Source organism: Amycolatopsis sp. NPDC031561, assembly GCF_055580625.1.
The window spans coordinates 109,290-131,679 of record NZ_JBVILA010000028.1; the positions used below are offsets into that span (position 1 = coordinate 109,290).

A 22,390-nucleotide genomic window follows, 5' to 3' on the forward strand; every position below is an offset into this window, starting at 1 on the left:
TGTACTCAGCGCTGCGGCGGCGGTCCACCCTGCGGTCCGCCGAACGGACTCTGCCGCGGGAACGGACCACTGCCGCCACCCGGCGCCTGTCCCGGAGGACCCTGGTACGGGCCTCCCTGCGGAGCGGGCGGTTGGGGCTGCGGCAGCTGCGAGGGCGGAGCCTGCTGCTGCGGGGGCTCCGGGGCGGCCTCCGGCTCGGGAGCAGGCGCGGCCTGAGGAACCTGACGCGGAGCGGGCGGCTCCTGCCGCGGCGTCGCGACACCCAGCGCCGGAACCTCCTTGCGTGCCACGGCTTCCGCGGCCGCGACGGCCTCGGCGACCTTCGGGTCGCTGGAGGTGTCGAACCAGCCCTGGACTTCTTCGTCCTCCAGGTCCGGCTTCTCGACCGGGTCTTCCTTCGGCGGCTCGTAGCGGAACACGCCGTCGTCGCCGGGGGCGCCGAGTGCGCGGGCGAAGCCCTCGAGGGCCTTGCCGTAGTCGCTCGGGATCATCCAGACCTTGTTCGCGTCACCCTGCGCCAGCTGCGGCAGGGTCTGCAGGTACTGGTACGCCAGGACCTCGGGTGTCGGGCGCCCGGCCTTGATCGCCGCAAAGACCTTCTCGATGGCCTTCGCCTGGCCCTGCGCCTGCAGGTACCGGGCAGCACGTTCACCCTGCGCCCGCAGGATCCGCGACTGCCGTTCGGCCTCCGCGCTCAGGATCGCGGCCTGCTTGGCACCTTCGGCCGCGAGGATCTGGCTCTGCTTCTGGCCTTCGGCGGTCTTGATCGCCGATTCCCGCTGACCTTCGGCGGTCAGGATCATCGCGCGCTTCTCACGGTCGGCGCGCATCTGCTTCTCCATCGAGTCCTGGATGGAGGGCGGCGGGTCGATCGCCTTCAGCTCGACTCGCGCGACACGGATGCCCCAGCGGCCGGTGGCCTCGTCGAGCACGCCACGCAGCTGGCTGTTGATCGAGTCACGCGAGGTCAGCGTCTGCTCGAGGCTCATGCCACCGACGACGTTTCGCAGCGTCGTGGTGGTCAGCTGCTCCACACCGACGATGTAGTTCGAGATCTCGTAGACCGCCGCCCGCGAGTCGGTGACCTGGAAGTACACGACCGTGTCGATGGACACCGTCAGGTTGTCCTCGGTGATCACCGGCTGGGGCGGGAACGAGACGACCTGCTCGCGGAGGTCGATCCGCGCCCGCACCTTGTCCAGGAAGGGCACCAGAAACGTCAGGCCGGGAGAAGCCACCGTCCGGAACCGGCCCAGCCGTTCGATCACAGCGGACTGCGCCTGTGGCACCACCATGATCGCCTTGACCACGACGACGACCACGAACAACGCGAGCAGCCCGACGACGATGAACACCACTGTCTCTGACAACTACCTTCCCCTTACGTAGAAACCCTTTGCCGTGCTCACACCGCGGCCGAAACGACCGCCGTGGCGCCCGAGATCTCGACGACCGTCACCGATGTCCCCGTGGCGATCGGTTCGCCGTCGATCATGCATCGTGCCGACCAGACGTCGCCCGCCAGCTTCACCTGACCACTTTCGCCGTCCACAGTGGACACTACTACCGCCCGCGCGCCGATCAGCGCGTCGGTGTTGGTCTTGATGTCCGGCCCCGAGAGGAACCGGCGTTTGAGGGTAGGGCGGACGAGGGCGAGCATGCCGACCGAGGCGACGGCGAACACCGCCACGTCGATGAACGGGTTCCCGGTCAGCGCGGCGGAGCCGGCCCCGAACAGGGCTCCCACACCGACCATGAGCAGGAACAAGTCACCCGAGAGGAGCTCGGCGATGACCAAGAGGATGCCGGCGATCAGCCAGATGAGAGCGCCTGTCATGCGTTCATGCTCCCAGATCGCGCCGATTCATACCGAAGAAGCGAAACCGACGTGACCGACGCGTGACCTTGAGTGACCTCGCGCAAACCGGTCATTCAGACTCCTCGCCCGGGTCGGAGACGAAGTCGATGAGCCGTTCCACCGCTCCGATCAGCGGCGTTTCCAGATCCCGGTAGCTGCCGACCGCCGCCAGGACCCGCTGCCAGCCCTCCCACGGCTCGCCCCAGCCGAGCGCGTCGCAGACGCCCAGTTTCCACTCCGTGCCGCGCGGGATCTTCGGCCAGGCGCGGATACCGACCACCGACGGCTTCACCGCTTCCCAGATGTCGATGTACGGGTGACCGGTGATCAGCACGTTTTCGTCGCGGATCCCGTCGACGATCCGGGACTCCTTGCTGCCCGCGACCAGGTGGTCGACCAGCACGCCGAGGCGGCGGCCGGGCCCGGTGCCGAAGTCACCGATGCGGTCGGCCAGCACGTCCACCCCATCGAGTGGTTCCACCACGACGCCTTCGACCCGCAGGTCGTGTCCCCAGACCCGCTCGACGAGTTCGGCGTCGTGCTTGCCCTCCACCCAGATGCGCGAATCGCGCGCGACCCGGGCCTTGAGACCTCCCACGTGGACCGATCCGGACGCGGAGATCCGCCGTTCCGGGGTCTTCGGGGCCGCCTTCGACGGCACCAGCGTGACCGGTTTGCCTTCGAGCAGGAAACCCGCCGGGTTCAGCGGGAACACCCGATGCTTGCCGTGCCGGTCCTCCAGCACGACGTTGCCGTACTCGATCTTCACCACGGCGCCGCAGTACCCGCTGGCCGGGTCTTCGACCACGAGGCCCGGTTCCGCGGGCACCTCGGGGATCTTCCGCTTGCGCGGGCCGGACAGCACGTCGTCATACGAATGAGAGCGCACGGCGGACGACGCTAGCGGTGCCCGGGGTCAGCGTCTCCCCGCCACGCCGGTCAGGCCGTCATCCGGAGCATCGCTTCGACGAACGGGGTCCGTTCACCGCGTTCGAGCGGGCGCATCACGAACAGCGGCGACAGCGCGACACACCACGCCCGGACTCGCTCGGCGTCGAACCCCGGCAGGTGCGGCGCGATGGCGTCGAAGCCGTCCTCGAGCGTGCCACCGGCTGTCATCGGCAGCGTGACCCAGTCGGCCAGATCGAAGGACGGATCGCCGACGCTGGGGCGCGGATCGATCGCGACCGCTCCCCTGCCGGGCCCGCCGTCGAGGACGTTGCCCGGGTGCAGATCGCCGTGCACGATCGCCCTCCTGCCCCCATCGGTCGCGAGGGCGAGCGCCCGCAGCCGGGCGCGATCGAGGGTTTCCAGCGACAGCGTGGCTTCGGCCACCGATCCGCGCAGCCCCCGCTCCGCGAGCCCGTACATGAATGTGACGCGGTCTTCGAGCGTCGAGAAACCGGCGGGCGGGGCCACCGCGTGGATCTGGGTCAGCAGTTCGCCGACCTCGGCCCACGGGACCTTCACCCCCGACTCTCGCAGCTCCGTACCCGGATCGATGCCTTCCATCAGGATCGCCCCGTCGGCGAGTTCGGTGGCGAGCACCTGAACGACGCGAGAGCAGCCGTCCCACGCCCGCAACGCCGCAGCCTCGGACTCGGCGATGGTGTGATCGGGGGTCAGCTTGAGAACCTTCTTGGCGCCGTCGTCCCCGGCGCAGATCAGCGTGCGACCGGTGTTGCCCGGTTTCGCGTCGAGGACGGTGAGTCCCCACTGCTCCGCCAGCCGCGCCACGAGTGCGGGCAGCGCGTCGCACCAGGCCGCGACGTCTTCACCGAAGCGCGTGATCAGGCGTGCACGGGCCTGATCGTCGATCAGAACAGCGGCCATGGGATGGCACGCCAGTCGTCCCCCGGCGCGGGGAAGGCACCTTCCGACAGGAGAGCGTCGGTGCGCTCGGCGAGCGCACCGATCTCGAACCCGGTGAGGTGCTCGCTCAACGCCTCACCGAACTCGCCGTCCAGCTGCTCGCGCAGGCCGCGCAGCTTGCCGACCTCGGCTTCGGTGAGCGACTCGCCGATCCAGCCCCAGAGCACCGTCCGCAGTTTCGGGTCGGTGTGCAGGCAGATCCCGTGGTCCACGCCGTAGATCCGGCCGTCGACGCCGGCGAGCAGATGCCCGCCCTTGCGGTCGGTGTTGTTGACGACGATGTCGAGCACGGCCAGTTCTCGCATCCCCTGGCGATCCGCGTGCGCGAGCACCGCGGGCTCACCGTCGCGATCGTGCGCGTGCAGCACGACACGCCAGTCGTCCGGCAGGCTCTCCGGGGATCGGACGTCGACCAGTTCCTCTTCGGTGGTCTCGATCCACAGCTGCACCATTCCGGGACCGAACGGCCCGTCGCGCAGCACCGTCGGCGGGATCGCGCCGAGCCCGGACGCTTCGGCGACCATCGCCGTCGCGACCTCACGGCCGGCGAGCGTCCCGTCCGGGAAATCCCACAGCGGCCGCTCGCCCGACACCGGTTTGTACACGACGTCGCCGGTCACGCCGTCGAGTTCGATCTTGCAGAAGAGCGTGACGTTGGAGGCGTCGACGAGCCTGCCTTCGACGTCGATCTTGCCGCGCGTCACCAGCTCCAGCGAGCTCTCGGCCACCTGATCAGTCCTCGAGGACGTCGACGTCGCGCCGGTACCCGTTCTGCCGCGGGCAGATGTGGCCCGCCGGGTCGAGCGGCTCGGCGCACAGCGGACACGGTTTGCGGCCGGCGTTGACCACCCTGTCGGCACGTTCGGCGAACGCGCGCGCCGCACCCGGCGACAGGAAGACGCGGACGGCGTCCGGCCCCTCTTCGGTGTCGTCCAGAACGACCGTTTCGTCCACCTCGCCTTCGGTCATCGCGAGCAGCTCGATGACGACGGCGCTGCTGTCGGCGTCCCAGCCGAGCCCCATCGTGCCGACGCGGAACTCCTCCTCGACCGGGACGGTGAGGGGGTCGACGTCGAGGAGCTCGTCGGGCGCGTCGTCCGGTACGTCCGCGCCGAACCGGTTGGCGACCTCTTCCAGCAGCGAGCCGAGCCTTTCGGCCAAGACCACGACCTGCTGTTTTTCGATCGTCACACTGATCGTGCGGACGTCCTCGGACGCCTGGAGGTAGAACGTGCGGTCGCCGGGCTCACCGACGGTTCCTGCGACGAACCGGTCGGGCTGGCGGAAGACGTGGATTACGCGAGACATGGCACCTTTGACCCTAGGCCACGACCCCATGATCGGCATCCGCCGCCCCACGGTTCCGCCAAGGGCGAAACTCCGCCTGGGCCAGGTGTGCCCCGGGCCACCACGGGCAAAGACGCGATCCTAGTCTTCAGCTGTGGTTGAGATCGCCCCTTACGGCACCTGGACGTCTCCCCTGTCGGCCGCCGATGTCGCGGCTTCGGGAGTCAGCGCGCAATGGCTCGGAACGGCGGGAGACGAGGTTTGGTGGGCCGAAGCGAGAACCGGTGAAGGCGGTCGCGTCACCCTCGTGAGGTCCCGCGCGGACGGCACTGTCGAAGACGTCCTTCCCGCTCCGTGGAACGTCCGGAACCGCGTCCACGAGTACGGCGGCCGTCCCTGGCTCGTGCTCGGCGACATCCTCGTCTTCACCCACTGGGCGGATCAGCGCGTCTACCGCCGCGACCTGACCACCGGCGTCACGACCCCTCTCACACCGGAACCGGCGGCCCGGCACGGGATCCGCTACAGCGATCTCCGGCCCGGCGCGGACGGCGAAGTGTGGCTCGTCCGCGAACGCAGCACCGGCCCCAGGCGCGTCGACATCGCCCGGGACCTCATCGCGGTCCCCCTCGACGGCGGTCCGGAACGGATCCTGACGGCCAGCCATCACTTCCTCACCGCCCCGCAGCTGTCGCCCGATGGCGCGCGGGCGGCTTGGGTCGGCTGGAACCACCCCGCGATGCCTTGGGACGGCACGGAACTGTGCGTCGCCGAGATCCGCAAGGACGGGACGTTCGGACCCCACCGCGTTCTCGCGGGTGCGGCCGACGTCTCCGTCTGCCAGGTCGAATGGGAGTCGGCCGAAAGCCTGCTGGCCCTGCTCGACCCGGACGGCTGGTGGAACCTGCACCGCGTCGGGCTCGACGGCACCGTCACGAACCTGGCGCCGTCCGAGCAGGAGATCGGCGGCGCGCAGTGGAAACTCGGCGCACGCTGGTTCACGCCGATCGGGGACGGCCGGTTCGCCGTCATCGCCTCGGGCAAGCTCGCCGTCCTGGACGAAACGACGCGGGAGGTCACCCCGGTCGCGGCGGCCGCCGACCTGACCGCGTGGTCCACCAACGGTTTCGCCGTCCACGAAGGCGGCGTCGTCGGCGTCGCGGCGGGCCCGGAACGCGAAGGCGCCGTGGTGAAGGTCGATCTCGAACGCGGGACGGTGACCGAACTCGCGCCGGCGCCCGAACCGCCGTCGTCCGCCTATCTGTCGAGGCCCGTGGAGCGGGTCTTCAAAACCGGCGACGGCGACCAGATCCCGGCCTTCGTCTACCTGCCCGCGAACGCCGACTTCACCGCGCCGGACGGGGAACGGCCGCCTCTGTTCGTGTACCCGCACGGCGGGCCCACCGGCCGGGACAGCGCGGTGCTCGACTACGAGATCGCCTACTTCACCAGCCGCGGGATCGCGGTCGTCACGGTGAACTACGGCGGCTCCACCGGCTATGGACGCGCCTACCGTGAGCGGCTGCGGGAGCAGTGGGGCGTCGTCGACGTCGCGGACTGCGTCACCGTCGCCGAAGCCCTGGCCGCCGAAGGCACCGTCGACGGCGACCGGCTGGCCATCCGCGGCGGCAGCGCGGGTGGGTACACCTCCGCAGCTTCGCTGACCACCACGACGACCTACCGCGCCGGCACCGTGATGTATCCGATCCTCGACCTCGATCAGTGGACCGGCGACGGCGGTGAGACGCACGACTTCGAGTCCCGCTACCTCGACGGGCTGGTCGGCCCGCTGCCGGAGGCCGCACAGCGCTACAAGGACCGCTCGCCGATCAACAACGCGGGCACCCTTGCCGGCCCGCTCTTGTTCCTACAGGGCCTCGAGGACGAGATCTGCCCGCCGGAGCAGGCGGACCGGTTCGTGGCCGGGCTCGCAGGGCGGGGAATAGATCACGCCTACCTGAGGTTCGAGGGCGAGCAGCACGGTTTCCGGAAAGCGGAGACGATCGTGGCCGCGCTCGAAGCGGAGTTGTCGTTCTACGGACAGGTCTTCGGTTTCGAGACGCCCGGCGTGCCGAAGCTCCGGCTGAGCCGGTGAAGCCGCCGAAGACACGGCCGGGCGACACGATCGCGCTGGTCGCTCCGGCGGGCCCGGTCCCGGCGGAGCTCGTCGAGAAGACGCTGCCCGTCCTGCACGGCTGGGGCGTCGAGGTCCGCGTCGGCGAGTGTGTCCGCGCGGTGCCCACCGGCTACCTGTCCGCACCCGACGAGGCGCGGGCCGCCGAGTTCACCGAGGCCTGGCTGGATCCGGGGGTGACCTGTGTCCTCGCCGCCCGCGGCGGCTACGGCTCGCAGCGCATGCTCGACCTGGTCGACTGGGCGGCGTTGCGGGCGGCCGGGCCCAAGATGTTCGCCGGGTCGAGCGACGTGACCGCGCTGCACCGCGCCGTGAACGTCCACTTGGGACTGGAGACGCTGTTCTCCCCCTTGCCCGCGACCACGCTGTTCGACGACGTGGCCGCCGAGCATCTGCGGCTGTCGCTGTTCGAACCGGACGAGGTGCGGACGATCACCTCGTCGACGGGGTCACCGCTCGTGCCGGGCACCGCGACCGGGACGCTCATCGGCGGCAACCTCGCCCTGCTGGCCTCGGGCCTCGGCGCTCCGGAACAGGGCTCGGCGCAGGACGCGATCGTGCTGCTGGAGGACGTCACCGAAAGCGCGTACCGGATCGACCGCATGCTCACCCAGCTGCTGCGTTCGGGCTGGTTCGACGGCGTCCAAGGGATCGTGCTCGGCTCGTGGGCCGCATGCGGTGATCCCGGCGCGATCCGCGACCTGATGCTCGACCGGCTGGGACCGCTCGGCGTACCGACGATCTGGGACTTCGGCTTCGGGCACGTCCCGTCGTCGCCGACCATCCCTCTCGGCGCGCGGGCCACCCTCGACGCCGACGCGGGAACGCTCGTGGTTTTGCCATAACGGCAACGGAACTGGCGGATCCGGCCGGTTCGCAGGCATCTTTCGGTCATGGATTCCACACAGCAGTTCTGGGAAGACTTCTACCGGGACAAGGAACAGGTCTGGAGCGGTAAGGCGAACCCGCTCCTCGTGCGCGAGGTCGCGGCGCTGGCGCCGAGAGCCGCACTCGATCTCGGCTGCGGCGAGGGCGGCGACGCGATCTGGCTCACGCGACAGGGATGGCGGGTCACCGCCGTCGACATCTCGGACGTCGCGCTGAAGCGTGCCGCCGGGCACGCGGCCGAAGCCGGTGTCGACGGCATCGTCTGGGAGCGTCACGACCTGGCGAAGTCGTTCCCGGAGGGACGCTTCGACCTCGTCTCCGCGCAGTTCTTCCACTCCCCCGTCGCCGTGGACGACGAACGGGACAAGGCACTCCGCCGCGCCGCCGAGGCCGTGGCGCCGGGCGGCACACTGGTGGTCGCCGGTCACGCGGGCTGGCCGACGTGGCTGGAAGAGCCGCCGCACAAGGACTTCCACTTCCCGACACCCGCCGAGGTCCTCGAAGCGCTGGCGCTGGCCGACGGCGAGTGGACCGTGGAGGTGCAGGAAGTGGTGACGCGCGATTTCCCTGGCCCCGAGGGCCAGGAGGGAACGCGGTCGGACAACGTGCTCCGCGTGCGGCGCTCGGTCTAGGTACCGTTGTCCGCATGCGATTGACGCCCACGGAAGCCAGGTCACGGTTCGAGGGCGAGCGGATCGCGCGGCTGGCGACGACGGGTTCGGACGGCGTACCCCACCTGGTGCCGGTGACCTTCGTCGTCGAGGGCGATTCGGTCGCTTTCGCGATCGATCACAAGCCGAAGAGCACGACGGCGTTGCGGCGGCTGAAGAACATCGCCGAGAACCCCGCGGTCAGCTTCCTGACCGACCACTACGACGAGGACTGGGCCGGACTGTGGTGGGCGCGGGCCGACGGGGTCGCCCGGGTGCTGACCGATCCCGACGAGCAAGCGCTGCCCGCGCGGTTACTGCGGGAGAAGTACCCGCAGTACGAGACGCAGCCGCCTCCGCATGCCGTGGTGAGCACACTCGTCCACTCTTGGAGCGGGTGGCGGGCCTCTTAACGTTTTTGTCGTGTTGCCGTTCTGCGGCAACACGACGCTGATCGCCCGGGCGTATAGGTCGTTATACAGTTTGGCGAGTCCGTGAAGGCCTCCTTGAGAGACCCTGGGTCCCTCAAAGTTCCCCTCACCAACCACGCCGATGCCGCGTGAAGGCCCCCTTCCCTCGGCTGAGCCGAGGGAAGGGGGCCTTCACGGACTTTCAGAGTCAGGAACGCGGAGCCTCGGCGGGCAGGAACTGCTCCACCGGCTTCCCCCGCCAAGCGGCGATGATCCCCAGCGGATCCGGCCGCAGCAGCGAAGCGGCCGCGTACACGCTCGCGACGACGACACCCGCCATGAACCACCAGTCGTACAGTGCCTGCTCGCCGGTCGGGTAGTACACCAGCGTCACGAACACCGAGACCGCGACGACGACGGCGAGGTTCCGCCGACGCCACTCGAAGGCGGACAGGACCACGAAACCCCAGGTCAGGTACCACGGCAGCGAGGGCGGCGGGACGATCGCACCGGCCAGTAGGACAATCGCCATCCGGTGGATCGCCGGGTTGCCGCCGTTGCGGGCCAGCCACCATTGACGGCCGGCGAAGATGAACAGGCCGACCATCGCGATCGCCCGGAACACGGTGACGAACGGCGAGACCTCGACGTCGATCACCAGGTTCACCAGCGAGTAGAAGATCTCGCCGATCCCGGTCGGGAAGTTCATCCAGTTCGCGATCAGCGTCGGCGCCTTGAGGCCGCCCAGCCAGCCGAGGTTGACCGAGCCCAGCGAGAGCCAGGTACCCGCGACGAACACCGGCAGGAAGATCCCGACCGACGCGGCGCCCGCGCGGAAGAAGTTGACCACCTTCCGGTCGCCGGGCAGGTGGTTCGCCCAGACCCAGACCAGGAACGGCAGCGCCCACGCCGCGGTGGGCTTGATCAGCATGCCGATGGTGACCAGGACGATCGCGACGACGTGCTTGCGCTCCAGCGCGGCCAGCACGCCGACGGTGAGGAAGCCGAGCATCAGCAGGTCGTTGTGCGGTCCGCCGACGAGGTGGATCACCGTCATCGGGCTGGCGATCGCGAGCCACAGGGTGATCGGCAGCTTGCCGCCGAGGTGCTTGACCAGCCGCGGCAGCGACCACAGCATCCCGACCAGGCCGATCATCAGCACCAGGCGGGTCGCGATGACGCCGGCGATCATGTCGTTGCCGGTGACCGCGACGATCCACTTGGCGAACAGCAGGAACAGCGGACCGTACGGCGCGGGCGTGGTCTGCCACAGCGGGTGGACGTTCTGCACGACGTCCGGCAGCACGGTCAGTTCGGCCGGGCCGTTGGCGTACGGGTCGAGCCCGTTGAGCAGCTGCGCGCCCTGCGCGAGATACGAGAAGACGTCGCGGGTGAACAGCGGCGGCGAGACCAGGAGCGGTGCCATCCAGCAGGCGGCGGCGATCACGATCGGACGGCTGCCGATCCGGCCGGCGAGCGCGTAGCGGCCCAGCCGGACCCAGGCCCAGATGATCAGCGCGAAGCCCGTGTAGAGCATCGCGTTGGCCAGCATGCGGCCGTGGCCGTAGCGGATCCACGACAACGGTCCGTGGCCCAGGACCGGGTCACGGATGAGGATGCCCCCGGCGCCGAGCGCGGCCAGCATCAGCAGCGTGCTGCCGATGGTTCCCATCGCGATCGTGCGGTACGGGAACCGGGATGGCACCCGGAGCCGCTCGCCGAGCGAACCGGCCGAGGGCGTCTGCGGGGTGTCTGTCGTGGTCGCCATTTCGAGATTGGAGGTTACACACCGCGCCTGTGCGAGTGCGCGGCAATGGGTATCTTCCGCGTCGGGCACGGGAATTCCGTCGCTCAGCGGTCGGCCGCCGCACGCTGGGCGGTGCCACCGGGAAGCGCGGCGAGCAGCGATTTCGTGTAGTCGTGCTTGGGGTCCAGCAGGACCTCTTCCACGGTACCGACCTCCACCAGCTCACCGCGGTACATCACCGCGACGCGGTCGGCGATGTTCCAGGCCAGCCCGAGGTCGTGGGTGATCACGAGCCCGGCGAGACCCAGCTCACGTCGCAGGCGCAGCAGCAGCGCGAGGATCTCCCCCCGCACCGACGCGTCGAGCGACGCCACCGGCTCGTCGGCCACGACCACGCCGGGCTCCAGCGCGAGCGCGCCCGCGATGACGACCCGCTGCCGCTGCCCGCCCGACAGTTCGTGCGGGAGCCTGTCGAGGAACTTCTCCGCGGGCCGCAGTTCTGCCGCTTCGAGCGCCTTGGTGACGATCTCGTGCTCGTTCGCGCCCATGCCGTGGATGCGAGGGCCTTCCGCGACGGCCTCGTACACCGTGTGGTTCGGGTTCAGCGCGCTGCTCGGATCCTGCAGGACCAGCTGGACCTGCCGCCGGTACGCCTTGAGCCCGGCACCGCCGAGCGGGACCGGCTTGCCGTCGTACCGCACCGCGCCGGAATCGGGTTTCTGCAACCCGAGCAGCGTCCTGGCAAGGGTCGTCTTACCCGAGCCGGACTGGCCGACGAGCGCGACGATCTCGTCCTTCCGCACCTGGAGGGTCACCCCGGCGACGGCGTTGATCCGCTTGCCGGTGCGGTCGCGGAAGCTGACGCGCAGGTCTTCGGCCTCCAGCAGCGCGGGTTGCTCAACGGAACGGTCCGGTTCCGGCGGTAACGGGGTGCTGGTGGCGGGCGCGAACCGGGACACCGGGTCGCCGACGGTCGGGAACGCGGCCGCGAGCGCCTTGCTGTGCTCGTGACGCGGCGCGCTCATCAGCTCCGCGCTCGGCCGTTCCTCGACGATCTCGCCGTCGTACATCACCGCGATCCGGCGGCAGGTCGCGGCGAGCACCGACAGGTCGTGGCTGATCATGATCAGCCCGATCCCCTGCTCGGCGACCAGCCTGCCCAGCAGGTCGAGCACCTGGGCCTGGACGACGACGTCGAGTGCGGTGGTCGGCTCGTCCGCGATGATCAGCCGCGGCGAACAGGCCAGCGCCATCGCGATCATGACGCGCTGCTTCTGCCCGCCGGACAGCTCGTGCGGGTACGCCCCGGCGCGACCGGGCGGCAGATCGACCTGTTCGAGCAGTTCCGCGACCTTGGCCTGGACGGCGGCGTCCGACAGGGCCTTGCCCTCGGGCGGGTGCAGGCGGATCGGCTCGGCGATCTGCTCCCCGATCCGGCGGACCGGGTTGAGCGCGTGCATCGCGCCCTGGAACACCACCGACGCCTCGGCCCAGCGCACCGCGCGCAGCCGCCCCCACTTCATCGCCGTGACGTCTTCGCCGTCCAGCAGGATCTCGCCGCTGACCTTCGCCGAGTTCGGGAGCAGCCTCAGCACGCTCATCGCGACCGTCGACTTCCCCGAGCCCGACTCCCCCGCCACCCCGAGGGTGTCGCCTGCTTCGAGTACCAGGTCGACGCCACGGACGGCGGCGATCTCGCCGCTCCCGGTGGCATACGTGACGCCGAGGTTCTTCAGTTCCAGCAAGGGGCTCATGAGCGCTGTCCCTTCAGGCGCGGGTTCAGCACGGTTTCCAGCGCGCGTCCGACGAGAGTGAAAGCGAGGACGATCACGACGATCGCGATACCCGGCGGCAGCAGGTTCCACCAGGCGCCCTTGCTGATCGCGCCGTTGTTCAACGCCGTCTGCAGCATGGTGCCCCAGGAGATGGTGTTCGGATTGCCGACGCCGAGGAAGGCCAGCGTCGCGTCCGCGATGACCGCGTTCCCGACGACGAGCGTGGTGTTGGCCAGCACGAGCGGCATGACACCGGGCAGGACGTGCTTGCCGATGATGTGCAGGTGACCGCCGCCGAGCGCCTTCGCGCGCTCGATGTACGGACGGCCCTCGATCGTGAGGGTCTGTGCCCGGACCAGCCGCGCCGTGCTCGGCCAGGCGGTGACACCGATGGCGACGATCACCGTCATCGCGCCCTGGTCCAGCACCGACGCCAGCGCCACCGCGAGCACGAGCGACGGCAGTACCAGGAAGAAGTCGGTGAACCGCAGCAACAGCCCGGACGACCAGCCGCGGAAGTGCGCGGCCGCGATCCCGACGACCGTGCCGATCAGTACCGAGAGCAGCGCCGCCGAGAACCCGGTGAGCAGCGAGATCCGCGCGCCCCAGAACGTCATCAGCAGCACCGAGCGGCCGTCGATCTCGGTGCCCAGCCAGTACTCCCCGCTGGGCGGGTTCAGCGAACCGCCGGTGGCCTTGGTGACGTCGAGCCCGGACTCGTCCGAGATCACCGGGGCGAGGATGGCCAGCACCGTGATGACGCCGAGGAAGGCCAGGCCGAACACGCCCGCCTTGTTCGTGGTGAACTCGTGCCAGTGCTTCGCCACGGCCGCGCGACGGCGGCGCCAGACGATCGAGCCGGGTTTTTCCGCTGTGGTCATGCCGTCCGCACCCTGGGGTCGAGCACGCGGTAGAGCAACTCCGCGAGCAGGTTCATCAGCACCACCGCGCCGGCGAGGACGACGAAGATCCCCTGCAGGACAGGCAGGTCAGGTCCGCGGAGCGCTTCGTAGAGCAATTGCCCGAGGCCCGGCCAGCTGAACACGGCTTCGACCGAGACCGCGCCCGAGACCACCATGCCGAACTGCATGAAGACCAGCGTCACCGTCGGGAGCAGGGCGTTGGGGACGGCGTGCCGCTTGCGCACCAGGTCGTCCCGGAGCCCCTTGGCCCGCGCGGTGGTGAGGTAGTCCGAATTCATCTCGCCGATCAGCGACGACCGCATGACCAGCATGTACTGGGCGTAGAACACCACCAGCAAGGTCACGCACGGCAGCACGAGATGGTGGAGGACGTCGAGCCCTTCGCTGAAGAAACCCGGCTCCACGTCCGGGGAATGCATGCCCCGGCTCGGGAACAGGCCGTTGGTGGAGACCAGCAGGATGAGCCCGAGCCAGAACTGCGGGACCGACCACAGGGTCAGCGCGAGTCCTGTTTGGACCTTGTCGAACCTGCTCCCCCGGCGCCAGCCCGCCCGGATGCCGAGCCACAGGCCGAGGGCGATCGCGAGCACGGTCGCGCTGCCGACGAGCAGGATGGTCGGCCACAACCGCTCGCCGATCATGTCGGCGACCGGGCGCTGCTGAAGGTACGAGCCGCCCATGTCGCCCTGGAGCAGAGCGACGACGTAGTCCCAGAACTGCTGGAGCAGCGGCTTGTCCACGCCCATCCGCTCACGGAGCTCCGCGATCATCTTCGCGTCGGTCGGCCGGTCGCGGACCATGAACCGCACGGGATCGCCGGGCAGTGTCCGGAACAGGAAGAAGCCGAGCACGACGACGAGCGCGAGGCTCGCCAGCGCGCCGCCGATCTTGGAGAGAACGAACCGGGTGGTGCCGGTCCCCCCTCGGCGCTCGTCGGGGTCGACGAGCGCCGAGGTCTGGTCGAGAGAACTGAGTGCCTCGGTCAACGCTGTCCTTTACTCCCGGTCGTCGGCGGACTTGCCGCGCCGTCCGAGCAGCACTCCGCCGCCGACGAGCACCACGAGGACGACCGCGCCGATGCCGATCCACAGTCCGGTGTTGCTGCCGCTGTCCTCGGAGCTCGCCGCTGCCGCGTCGGCCGGGGTGGCGCCGTAGACGCCCCAGTAGCCGGTCTGCTCGAGGATCGCGCCGTCGGGCTGGGGCTGCTTGGCGAACGAGGCGAACTTGTCCGAGCGGTAGGCCTCGAGCACGTTGTCGTAGTCCAGGACGACGTCGACGTACTGGTTCGCCAGCACGGCCTGGGCCTGCTTGACGATCTCGGCGCGCTTGGCCGGGTCGAACTCGGTCAGCTGCTTCTTGTACAGGTCTTCGAACTGCGGGTCGCAGAAGAAGGTCGCGCTGCTGCCGCCGTTGCCTTCGGCGTTCGGGCGGGCGGCGCAGGTGTTGAGCGACAGCGCGTAGTCCGGGTCGGGCGAAGTGCCGTAACCGGAGATCGCGAGGTCGTAGTTGCCCGCGGTGGTGCGGTCGTTCAGCTCGTCGTCGGAAACGAGTTCCTGTTTGACGCCGATGCCCGCGTCCTTGAGCCAGCCGGAGACGAACTGCGCGGTCCGCTGGTCGAACGGTCGGTTCGCGTGGCCGGCGAGCCGGAACTCCAGTTTCGCCCCGCCGGGGCCGACGCGGATGCCGTCGGGTCCCTTGGCGAACCCTGCCTGGTCGAGCGTGGCGTTCGCGGCGCCGATGTCGAACTTGGTCTTCTCGGCGTCGCCCGGGGACCAGGTGTAGGCCTTGTAGATCGCGGGCACGACGCCGGTTCCGGGCTGGCCGTAACCGCTCATCACCCGGTCGACGATCGCCTGGGTGTCGATGGCCTGCGCGATCGCCTTGCGGACGCGGATGTCCTTCAGCAGCGGGTTGCCGTCACCGATCGGCTGGTCGGCGACGTTCTTCACGCCGAAGTTGAGGATGATCTCGTTGTACCGGCGCCCGGGTGCCTTGTTCGTGGTGATGTTCTTCTCGCCCTTGAGCGCGTCGAACTGCGTCGGCGTGAGCCGGTTGATGACGTCGACCTCGCCCTGCTTGAGCGCGTTCACCGCCGCCTCGGCGTCCTTGAACTGCAGCAGCTGCAGTTCGTCGACCTTCGGCGCGCCACGCCAGTAGTCCTTGTTCGCCTTGAACTTCACGAACTCGTTCTTCTTGTACTCGGTCAGCAGGTACGGGCCGCTGCCGACGCCGACGACGGCCATCTCGTCGGTCGAGGGGGCGTTGAGGTCCTTGATCGGCTCCCAGATGTGCTTGGGCACGATCGGGACGTCGAGCGAGGTCATGCTCGACTGCGGCGCCTTGGTCTTGATGACGAGCGTCTTGTCGTCCGGAGCCGACACCGACGCGAAGTTGGTGACGTAGCTGCCGTTCGCGGTGCGGGCGTTCTCGTCGTCGAGCATCCGCTGGAAGGTGTACGCCGGGTCCTGCGCGGTCACCGGCTTGCCGTCCGACCACTTCATGCCCTGGCGGATGGTGAAGGTCCAGGTGAGCTTGTCGTCGGAGGTCTTCCACGACTCCGCGACCCCGCCGGTGGGCTGGGTGTCCTCCGCCGAAGGCAGCGTGAGGAACTCGTAGTTGAACCGGCCGACCTGTGTCGCCGCCGACAACGTGGCGGTGAAGGGGTTCAGGTGGTCGATCCCGGTCGTGAGCGCCACCCGTAACACCTTGCCCTGCTGCTGCGCCGCCGCGACCGGCACGAAAGGCACCGTCGCGACCGCCGAAGCGGCGAGGACCGCGACCACGCGAAGACCGCGCCGTCGCCTGGGAAAACGCTCTGTGCGCACGAAGACCACCCCATCGAAACTCGCTGTGACCCAACCCCCGAAGCGGAAAAGTAACCACATGTCGCGGTAACCGCGCAATGACTCGCCAATACCGATCGTGCACGGCGGACGTCATCGCGTGGTCAACAGCTACTTTACGTTCAGTGAACGTAGCGTTGAGTCACCAATTCCGCGCGTGAAGCGGGGTCACGTGCAGTGTCCTGGGTATTCAAGGGAAGCGTGCTTGCAAAAGGCTTGCGCGCGATGATGCTCAATCGATACGTACCGGCGAAGCGCGAACAAAGTGACGCCGCGTGACCGGGCCGGTCCGTACTCGCTTCAGCCGACCGAGACCTCACGCCGCCGCGCGGTCGCGGCGGCCGCGTAGAGCCACGCGAACAGCGCCCACATGCCCGCGAAGATGAGCCCGACGACCGCGTACGCGACCGTCCACAGCACGGCAGGCGTTTCCGACTTCCGTTCCCGCTGCAGGAACTCGATCTCGGACATGAACACCCGCGGCCCGGACGCCACGTCGATCGCCGGCGCGTTCGCGGCCGGGTCGGCCGGCGCGTAGATCGGGGCGAGCCCCATCATCCGGTTCGGGACGTGCACACGGATCCCGGTCTTCCACTGCCCGAACACCGGCAGCGGCTGCGCCGTGCGGTAGACGCCGTCGCCGATCTTCTCCAGCGGCGCGGTGAAGAAGTCGCCACCCTGCCAGGCGAACCCGTTCAGCCAGACCGCGTCGTCCGCCAGATCGGGCCGGGAGAGCGTGACGGTCGCGTCGACCCATCGGGGTGTGCCGCCACCGTGCGGGTTCGAGATCGGCTGTCCGACAGCGGCTTCGGTCAGCCGGACGTCGGCGGTGAATCCCGGTTCCGGATCCTGCGGGACGGCGACCGACGACATCAGGACGACCGCGCCCAGCGCGCCGACGAGCCCGATCGCGTGCCGGGGGCCGGCCGCGGGCACCTGGGTCGCCGTCTCCTCCACTCGCTGGTACTGCCAGACGCCGATGAACGCGCCCGCGAGCGCCGCGCCGGTCCCGAACAGGACGAACAACGGCAGGTGGGCGACCGGCCACGGGTTCGGCATCAGCCAGTGGGTGAACGCCGCCTCGGCGAGCATCCCGGCCGTTCCCACGAGCAGCCCGGCGACAGCGGCGAACGAGTAACCCTGCCTGTTCCGCATCGCCAGCGCGACGACCTCGATGATCACCGCTTCGGCGATGTACGGCAGCAGCGAAGCCACGTGCAGGTCGGCGAACAGCGGGATGACGGTGAAGGAAGCGCGGGAGGCGAGGAAGACCGCGACGACGATCAGCGCGCCGCCGGGACCCCAGGACAGCCGTCCGTAGGTCAGCGTCCAGGCGCCGATCAGGCCGACGAGCACCACCTGGGACAGCATCGGGAACTGCGGGACGCCGAGGTCGAACTCCATGAGGAACGCCGAAGCGCCCATCATCCAGGCACCGGCGAGCACCGGGCCCAGCAGCCGCACGATCGGTCCGGTCGCACCGGCCTGGCGAGCCTCGCCGAGCAGCAACTGCAGGCCCAGCACGACGCAGACGCCACCGCCGATCATCAGGACGTGCGTCGGCCCCCATTCGGTGACGTCCTGGCCGAACAGCCGGTGCCAGACGTCGTCGAGCGGGAATCCGGCGATGCCGACCAGACCGGTCGCCATCATCTGGATGGAGCCCATCGGCGCCCGCCAGTGCGGGCCGATCTTGAACGTGCGCTTGGGCAGGTTCTTCGTCGCCAGGGTCGCGCTGAGCACGCCGCTGGCGAAGATGCCCATCAGTCCGAAGTAGATCGGGTAGTGCGACGGGTTCGCGAGCGGTCCTTCGTCGCGGCCGAGTTCCATGTGGATCGGCACGTCCCAGTAGACACCGATCAGCGCCGACATCCCGGAGAGGAAGGCGACGAACATCGGCAGCGCGGCCCAGCGCGGCAGGCCGCTGAAGTCACCCATCCAGTCGGCGACACGACCGATGACGGTCTTCTTTCCCGCGCGCTCACGGAGGACGAAAACAGCCAAAGGCAGGAAGACCGCGGTGAACATCAGGCCCGCGATGACGATCTGCCCGAACTGCGCACCGCCCGCAGGCGGGCTCTCCTGAGCCAAGAACACCGTTGTTCGCCTTCCTGCTAACCTAAGTAACTGTTACCTTGGGGTAACACGATAGGGGCAAGGTCCCGGCCAGGCAAGCCGGGGCGTACGACTTGGAGGAAACCTCGATGCGGAGGATCGGCGGGATCTGCGGTATCACCGTGGCCGCGCTGCTGGCTGTGACGGGCTGTTCGGGATCGGCCGGTTCCGAACCGGTGCCGGGCACCGGCACCCGGACCGTGAAGTTCTCGATCGCCGAGGGCAAGCGCACGGCGGGCCCGGAAGAGGTCGCGGTGCGCACCGGAGAGAACGTCGCACTGGAGGTCACCTCCGACCAGGCGGACGAACTGCACGTCCACGGCTACGACAAGGCCGCCCAGCTGGCTCCCGGCGTGCCGGGGACCGTCGCCTTCACCGCGAACATCGACGGGATCTTCGAGGTGGAACTGCACAAGAGCGGCGCGGCGGTGACCAAGCTCCGGGTGAGCGGATGATCCTGGCGCACGGTCTCGGCGGCCGGTCCGATCTGCCGGTCCCGCTGTGGCTCGCGCTCTACGCGGGGGCGGCGGCCGTCGTGATCTCCTTCTTCGCGCTCACCGCGCTCTGGAAGGAACCCAAGCTCCGCGGCGCGGACGCCGGTCGCGCGCTCCCCCTCGCCGTGCAACGGTTCGTCGACAGCGGGTTCACGCGGGTCGCGCTGCGCGCGGTCGGCGTCCTGCTGTTCGCGGGGTTCCTGGCGATGGCCTGGGCCGGTCCCGGGACTGCGGCCGACAACCCGGCTCCGGCGTGGTTCTACGTCTGGTTCTGGGTCGGCCTGGTACCGCTTTCGCTCCTGTTCGGCCCGGTCTGGCGACGGCTGAATCCACTGAGGACGGTCGCGTCGCTGATCCCCGCCCGGCATCGCGAACTCCCGGACCGGCTGGGCTACCTGCCCGCGATCGTCGGCCTCCTCGCGTTTCTTTGGCTGGAACTAGTCTTCCCGCACTCGGATTCGCCCCGTGCGATCGCTCTTTTCTGCGCCGTGTATGCCGTTATACACATCGCACTCGGCGTGGTCTTCGGTCCGCGCTGGTTCGACCGCGGTGACGCCTTCGAGGTCTACGCGCGCCTGATCGCGGCCCTCTCCCCGTTCGGCAGGCGAGGCGATGGGCGTCTCGTGGTCAGGAATCCGCTGGACGGGCTGCTCACCATCTCCCCCGCGCCGTGGCTGACCGCGCTGGTACTGGTGGTGCTCGGCTCGACGGCGTTCGACGGGCTGACCCGGCTCCCGTTCTGGACGTCGCTGGACGCCGGCGTCCTCGGTGGCACCGCGGGGCTCGCGGCCTGTATCGCGCTCACATACGGCGCCTACGCGGGCGCCATCAGCCTGACCAGGCCGTATCTGCGACGCGGGTTCGACCCGTATCCCGCGTTCGCACCGTCGTTGATCCCGATCATGGTCGGCTACACCGTCGCGCATTACTTCTCGTTTGCGGTGTTCTCCGGCCAGCAGGGCTTCGGCCGCGCGATCGACTACACGGTCGTCTCGACCGGCGTGATCGCGCTGGTGCAGATCGCCGGGATCGTCGCCGGGCACGTGCTGGCCGTAACCTCGGCACATGATCGTTCCGTCGGCGTGCTGCGCGCGAACTACGTCAAGGTGGGCCAGTACCCCATGCTGGCACTGATGATCGGCTACACCGCGCTCGGGATCGCGCTGGTCTCCGGCTCATGACCCTCGCGGCGCGGGTGATGATGATGCACCAGGGCGGCTGGGACGAGATCCTCATCTTCGTCGGGCCCGTGGTGATCATCGGGCTGCTCATCTACGTCGCGCGCAAGCAGGTCCCGACGACACCCGAAGAGGACGACGACTAACTCGTCATTCGACCGGGACGAAGTCACCACCGGCACGGGCGGCGGCGAGATCGGCGTGCGCGGACGCGCTCGACATGAAGCGACCCTGGACGACGCGGGCATAGGAACCGTCCAGGGGAAAGACGAGCACGAACGTCGTCCCGTCGTTCCCGCGCAGGACGTCGCCCTTTCTCAAGTTGCCGAGGAACTCGATGATGTCGCGCTCGATCTCCTCCGCGAACTCACGCTGGTCTTCCCGCGTCAGGTCGTACAAATCGGTGTCGATGTCGTAGGTGGCACGCTTGCCGGTCACGGGATCCAGCGCCTCGAACGCCAGCCCGAGCCAGCGTCGCGGCTCGACGTCCACGGCGGCCTGCCAAATCGAGCCACTGAGCTGCCACCTCGACTCGGCGACCTCCACCGCTTGAAGCTCACGAAGGCAGGCCAGGAGCCGGTGACCCACCTCAGCCGTCATGACCGAACCCGCCGAGAATGAGCTTCCCCGCCAATTCCGTGACTTCGTCGCGGCTGCGAGCGCCGTGGTCCGCGGCCATGAAGTGCTTGCCGATCAGCAACGAGAACGCGAGCAGGCAGCGGGCTTCGACCTCGTCCTCGTCGGCGAAGATCTCGCGCATGAGGGACCGCAGGTAGTCCATCCGCTGGTTGTCGACCCGCCGGAGCCGTTCGGCCACCTCCTGGTCACGCCGGGCCCAGTCGCGGATCGCGAGGTCGATCGGCAGCAGGCGATCACTGGCGAGCAGGCCCGCACGCCGGATCTTCGCCCTGGCGTCGCCGCCCTCGCGCTCCACGCTCTCGAACAGCAGGTCGGTGCTCATCCGCTCCCAGGTGGCGAGCATTTCCTCGATCAGCGCACCGCGATCGGCGAAATGGCCGTAGAACCCGCCTTTGGTGACGCCGAGCGCTTTGGCGAGCGCCTCGACGCGGACCGCGCCGGGCCCTCCGGTGGCTAGGGCGAGCAGCCCCGCGTCGATCCAGGCGCTCGGCGGGGTCCGGGTTTCGGCGGCCATGTGATCACCGTATCCCCCGTCACTCCCGCACCACGACGACGATATATACGCTACCGTATAGATGGCGGAGTTCACTGGGAGGAACAACGACATGACTGTCGGATTCGTGGCCACGCACTACCCGCACACCGACCATCACGACGCTTTCATCGCGCGCGTCCAGCGAGTGGCCGACGTCTTGCGCTCCACTCCGGGCTGCCTCGCCGCCGAATGCTGGGTCACCCCCGCCGGCGACGCCGTGGTGTCGATCGTGCGTTGGGAATCCGAAGCGGCACAGGCGGCTTCGATGCAAGCCCTGGGATCCGCGGACGTGGACGTCGCCTTCGACGACCGCGAAGTCCGCCCGCGCGAGATCGTCCAACTGGTGTCGGCATGAAGCTCGCGAACACGGCCCACACCACGCGGGCTTGGCGGATCCACGAGGTCGCCGGGGACTTCGACCTCGAAGACGTCTGGGCGCTGGAAACACCCGGCGGTCCTGACGACTTCGCCAAGCTGGTGAACCAGTTCTCGTCGGGCGATTTCCCGGACGGGGCACCGCTCATCGTCCGCGCGCTGTGGTCGCTGCGCTGGAAACTCGGCGCACTGCTCCGGCTGGACGACCGCGACTCCGGTCTCGATTCCCGGGTCGGGTCGCTGCGCGACAGGTTGCCCGAAGGCCTGCGGGACACACCCACAGGACCGGATGAGGACTGGTTGCCGTTCACACCGCTGTACCGGCTCGACGACGAGTTCGCCGCCGAGATGGCGAACCGGACCATGCACGGCGTCCTGCATCTCGCGTGGATCGAGGACGAACCGGGGCGATATCGCGGGCAGATGGCGGTACTCGTCAAACCCAACGGCCGGTTCGGCCGGGCGTACATGGGGTTCATCAAGCCGTTCCGGTACCTGTTCGTCTACCCCGCGCTCATGCGGATGATCGAACGGGAGTGGAAGTCCCGCTAAACCCTCGTGAGTGGTAAGGGCGGTTCTAACCGTCTGTCCTGTTTCAGGGCCTCACGGACAGATGTGTTTCAGCACATGTCGGACAGTTTTGGGTTGGTCAGTGGTTGGTAGCGTA

General features: G+C 68.9%; 23 protein-coding genes. 9 read left to right on the forward strand and 14 right to left on the reverse strand.

The window, feature by feature from the left end; translation table 11 throughout:
* Positions 1–5: 5 nt before the first annotated feature.
* The 6 genes from ACZ5IK_RS38010 to ACZ5IK_RS38035 form a co-directional block, all read right to left on the reverse strand.
* Positions 6–1,358, reverse strand: coding sequence for an SPFH domain-containing protein (locus ACZ5IK_RS38010; protein WP_465492121.1), 1,353 nt, complete (start codon positions 1,356–1,358; stop codon positions 6–8).
* A 47-nt stretch (positions 1,359–1,405) separates the two neighbouring features.
* On the reverse strand, positions 1,406–1,837 hold the full coding sequence (locus tag ACZ5IK_RS38015; protein WP_465492095.1) for an NfeD family protein: 432 nt from the start codon (positions 1,835–1,837) through the stop codon (positions 1,406–1,408).
* Between the two features lie 91 nt (positions 1,838–1,928).
* Positions 1,929–2,747 (reverse strand): DUF3097 domain-containing protein, encoded by an 819-nt coding sequence (locus tag ACZ5IK_RS38020; protein WP_465492096.1) that lies wholly within the window; start codon positions 2,745–2,747, stop codon positions 1,929–1,931.
* A 50-nt stretch (positions 2,748–2,797) separates the two neighbouring features.
* Positions 2,798–3,691 carry a phosphotransferase gene (locus tag ACZ5IK_RS38025; protein WP_465492097.1) on the reverse strand — a complete coding sequence of 298 codons (894 nt, stop codon included), beginning with the start codon at positions 3,689–3,691 and terminating at the stop codon, positions 2,798–2,800.
* A complete protein-coding gene (locus tag ACZ5IK_RS38030) occupies positions 3,676–4,458 on the reverse strand; it encodes an SCO1664 family protein (RefSeq protein WP_465492098.1) in 783 nt (260 codons plus the stop codon). The genes ACZ5IK_RS38025 and ACZ5IK_RS38030 overlap by 16 nt, the downstream gene beginning before the upstream one ends.
* A gap of 4 nt (positions 4,459–4,462) precedes the next feature.
* Positions 4,463–5,038, reverse strand: coding sequence for a DUF3090 domain-containing protein (locus ACZ5IK_RS38035; RefSeq protein ID WP_465492099.1), 576 nt, complete (start codon positions 5,036–5,038; stop codon positions 4,463–4,465).
* Positions 5,039–5,171: 133 nt separating this feature from the next.
* Here ACZ5IK_RS38035 and ACZ5IK_RS38040 point away from each other — a divergent pair, with 133 nt between their 5' ends.
* From ACZ5IK_RS38040 to ACZ5IK_RS38055, 4 genes are read left to right on the forward strand one after another with little or no spacing between them, the layout of a single operon-like run.
* Positions 5,172–7,112: a S9 family peptidase gene (locus ACZ5IK_RS38040; protein ID WP_465492100.1), complete on the forward strand. Its 1,941-nt coding sequence runs from the start codon at positions 5,172–5,174 to the stop codon at positions 7,110–7,112.
* Positions 7,109–7,996 carry a S66 peptidase family protein gene (locus ACZ5IK_RS38045; RefSeq protein WP_465492101.1) on the forward strand — a complete coding sequence of 296 codons (888 nt, stop codon included), beginning with the start codon at positions 7,109–7,111 and terminating at the stop codon, positions 7,994–7,996. Before ACZ5IK_RS38040 ends, ACZ5IK_RS38045 begins: the two co-directional genes overlap by 4 nt.
* A gap of 48 nt (positions 7,997–8,044) precedes the next feature.
* Positions 8,045–8,671 (forward strand): class I SAM-dependent methyltransferase, encoded by a 627-nt coding sequence (locus ACZ5IK_RS38050; RefSeq protein WP_465492102.1) that lies wholly within the window; start codon positions 8,045–8,047, stop codon positions 8,669–8,671.
* A 14-nt stretch (positions 8,672–8,685) separates the two neighbouring features.
* The gene (locus tag ACZ5IK_RS38055) at positions 8,686–9,102 is read left to right on the forward strand and encodes a TIGR03668 family PPOX class F420-dependent oxidoreductase (protein WP_465492103.1); all 417 of its coding nucleotides are present in this window, start codon (positions 8,686–8,688) and stop codon (positions 9,100–9,102) included.
* Positions 9,103–9,307: 205 nt separating this feature from the next.
* Here the strand turns inward: ACZ5IK_RS38055 and mptB are convergent, their stop codons facing one another.
* The 6 genes from mptB to ACZ5IK_RS38085 all read right to left on the reverse strand — a co-directional run bounded on the left by mptB (position 9,308) and on the right by ACZ5IK_RS38085 (position 18,484).
* The gene (mptB, locus tag ACZ5IK_RS38060) at positions 9,308–10,867 is read right to left on the reverse strand and encodes a polyprenol phosphomannose-dependent alpha 1,6 mannosyltransferase MptB (protein ID WP_465492104.1); all 1,560 of its coding nucleotides are present in this window, start codon (positions 10,865–10,867) and stop codon (positions 9,308–9,310) included.
* A gap of 83 nt (positions 10,868–10,950) precedes the next feature.
* A complete protein-coding gene (gene nikE, locus ACZ5IK_RS38065) occupies positions 10,951–12,600 on the reverse strand; it encodes a nickel ABC transporter ATP-binding protein NikE (protein WP_465492105.1) in 1,650 nt (549 codons plus the stop codon).
* Entirely contained in the window at positions 12,597–13,502 is a 906-nt protein-coding gene (locus tag ACZ5IK_RS38070) for an ABC transporter permease (RefSeq protein WP_410663830.1), read from the reverse strand. Before ACZ5IK_RS38070 ends, nikE begins: the two co-directional genes overlap by 4 nt.
* The gene (locus ACZ5IK_RS38075) at positions 13,499–14,530 is read right to left on the reverse strand and encodes an ABC transporter permease (protein ID WP_465492106.1); all 1,032 of its coding nucleotides are present in this window, start codon (positions 14,528–14,530) and stop codon (positions 13,499–13,501) included. Before ACZ5IK_RS38075 ends, ACZ5IK_RS38070 begins: the two co-directional genes overlap by 4 nt.
* Positions 14,531–14,539: 9 nt before the next feature.
* Complete coding sequence (locus ACZ5IK_RS38080; protein WP_465492122.1) at positions 14,540–16,327, reverse strand: ABC transporter substrate-binding protein; 1,788 nt, start codon at positions 16,325–16,327, stop codon at positions 14,540–14,542.
* A gap of 360 nt (positions 16,328–16,687) precedes the next feature.
* Complete coding sequence (locus ACZ5IK_RS38085) at positions 16,688–18,484, reverse strand: hypothetical protein (protein ID WP_465492107.1); 1,797 nt, start codon at positions 18,482–18,484, stop codon at positions 16,688–16,690.
* Between the two features lie 107 nt (positions 18,485–18,591).
* Between ACZ5IK_RS38085 and ACZ5IK_RS38090 the strand changes: the two genes are divergently transcribed.
* From ACZ5IK_RS38090 to ACZ5IK_RS38100, 3 genes are read left to right on the forward strand one after another with little or no spacing between them, the layout of a single operon-like run.
* Positions 18,592–18,957 (forward strand): cupredoxin domain-containing protein, encoded by a 366-nt coding sequence (locus ACZ5IK_RS38090; RefSeq protein WP_465492108.1) that lies wholly within the window; start codon positions 18,592–18,594, stop codon positions 18,955–18,957.
* On the forward strand, positions 18,954–20,177 hold the full coding sequence (locus ACZ5IK_RS38095) for a hypothetical protein (RefSeq protein ID WP_465492109.1): 1,224 nt from the start codon (positions 18,954–18,956) through the stop codon (positions 20,175–20,177). The genes ACZ5IK_RS38090 and ACZ5IK_RS38095 overlap by 4 nt, the downstream gene beginning before the upstream one ends.
* Entirely contained in the window at positions 20,174–20,320 is a 147-nt protein-coding gene (locus ACZ5IK_RS38100) for a hypothetical protein (protein ID WP_168214319.1), read from the forward strand. Before ACZ5IK_RS38095 ends, ACZ5IK_RS38100 begins: the two co-directional genes overlap by 4 nt.
* A 4-nt stretch (positions 20,321–20,324) precedes the next feature.
* Here the strand turns inward: ACZ5IK_RS38100 and ACZ5IK_RS38105 are convergent, their stop codons facing one another.
* Both ACZ5IK_RS38105 and ACZ5IK_RS38110 read right to left on the reverse strand, forming a co-directional pair.
* A complete protein-coding gene (locus ACZ5IK_RS38105) occupies positions 20,325–20,774 on the reverse strand; it encodes a hypothetical protein (protein ID WP_465492110.1) in 450 nt (149 codons plus the stop codon).
* Positions 20,764–21,327, reverse strand: coding sequence for a TetR/AcrR family transcriptional regulator (locus ACZ5IK_RS38110; protein ID WP_465492111.1), 564 nt, complete (start codon positions 21,325–21,327; stop codon positions 20,764–20,766). The genes ACZ5IK_RS38105 and ACZ5IK_RS38110 overlap by 11 nt, the downstream gene beginning before the upstream one ends.
* A 91-nt stretch (positions 21,328–21,418) precedes the next feature.
* Between ACZ5IK_RS38110 and ACZ5IK_RS38115 the strand changes: the two genes are divergently transcribed.
* Entirely contained in the window at positions 21,419–21,703 is a 285-nt protein-coding gene (locus ACZ5IK_RS38115) for an antibiotic biosynthesis monooxygenase family protein (RefSeq protein WP_465492112.1), read from the forward strand.
* A complete protein-coding gene (locus ACZ5IK_RS38120) occupies positions 21,700–22,275 on the forward strand; it encodes a DUF2867 domain-containing protein (protein ID WP_465492113.1) in 576 nt (191 codons plus the stop codon). The genes ACZ5IK_RS38115 and ACZ5IK_RS38120 overlap by 4 nt, the downstream gene beginning before the upstream one ends.
* The last annotated feature ends 115 nt before the right edge of the window (positions 22,276–22,390 follow it).